The sequence below is a fragment of the Aquamicrobium segne genome (genome assembly GCF_042656785.1).
Lineage (GTDB): Bacteria > Pseudomonadota > Alphaproteobacteria > Rhizobiales > Rhizobiaceae > Mesorhizobium > Mesorhizobium segne.
In genome coordinates, this window is the sequence record NZ_JBHSLL010000064.1 from 1 (window position 1) to 1,063 (window position 1,063).

The 1,063-nt window shown below is 54.7% G+C and carries 1 protein-coding gene; it reads right to left on the reverse strand.

All coding sequences use genetic code 11. From position 1 onward, the window contains the following. Positions 1-40 precede the first annotated feature (40 nt). A complete protein-coding gene (locus tag ACFPLB_RS17400; protein ID WP_378232040.1) occupies positions 41-919 on the reverse strand; it encodes a TniB family NTP-binding protein in 879 nt (292 codons plus the stop codon). Positions 920-1,063 lie beyond the last annotated feature (144 nt).

A 1,063-nucleotide genomic window follows, 5' to 3' on the forward strand; every position in this document is an offset into this window, starting at 1 on the left:
GGGGCAGGGGGAGTCTCAATTGGAGTGTAACGTCTGGTGGCTATGCGAACGCTGCTTCCTTTTCCAGGGCAGGCCTCCAGGATTGGATGCTTTCATCGGTGATGCGCTCGATACCGTCCTTGATTGCCTCGATTGCGAGTTCGTTTAATATCCCGAACACTCGAGCCGTGATGCCGTCACCGAGGCGAGAAAGATGGCGAAGGCTTTGGCTTGATAAACCCGATGGCACTCTGAGAGGCAGGCTGCGCAGGATCGCCGTCACCAATTCCTGGAATTCCTCGTCTGCCTTCCACCTGGGCAGCACAAACTGATCCAGTCGCCGGGCCAGTTGGGTGTCGCCGGCAATCGCGTCGCGCGCTTCCGACACGCCAAGGCAGACGAGCGAGGCTTTGATCTCGTTGCTGAGATATCGCAGAAGTTGCAGGATCACGCGCTGTTCCCTCGGGGTTCCAGCGAGAAGGTTATGAACCTCGTCAAACACCAGAACGCGCACATTGTTGCTCTTCAGCAAGAGGACGGTTCTGATCTCAAGTTCCATGAGGATCAGACGTTCGTTGATGCTGGCTTCCATTGCCATCAGCAACTGCCCATATATCCGGCGCTCTGTTGGACGCGACGTCAATGTAATTGCCAGCACCGGCATGCTCTCCACGCCGGTGCTATGGTTCATGGTGGGCGGATGATCACGCTTGAACTTCTCGACGAGCATGGTCTTGCCCATACCGCTATGACCATAAATAGCGAGGCCGGGTGGGCGTGTTGTTGGCGGATGGTCGCATAACGCATCAAGATGCCGTAATACTCTACGAGCGCGATCAAAGCCGACCCATCGATCGGACCGAATGGCACGAATTCTTGTATGGTTTGGTCCATTTGCCAATGCGGCAGCGCCGGGTGCCAGGTGAGGGAATTCAATCATTGATCCCAATATTCCGTGTCGTCGTCTGAATGATTATGTTTTGTCAAATCGATAGATTGAACAGTCCTGTGTCCTTCACGACTCGGTTCAGTTGGTCTTCTTGTAACACTCCGACGTGCTTTTGCGCTTGAGGATGCTGCGATA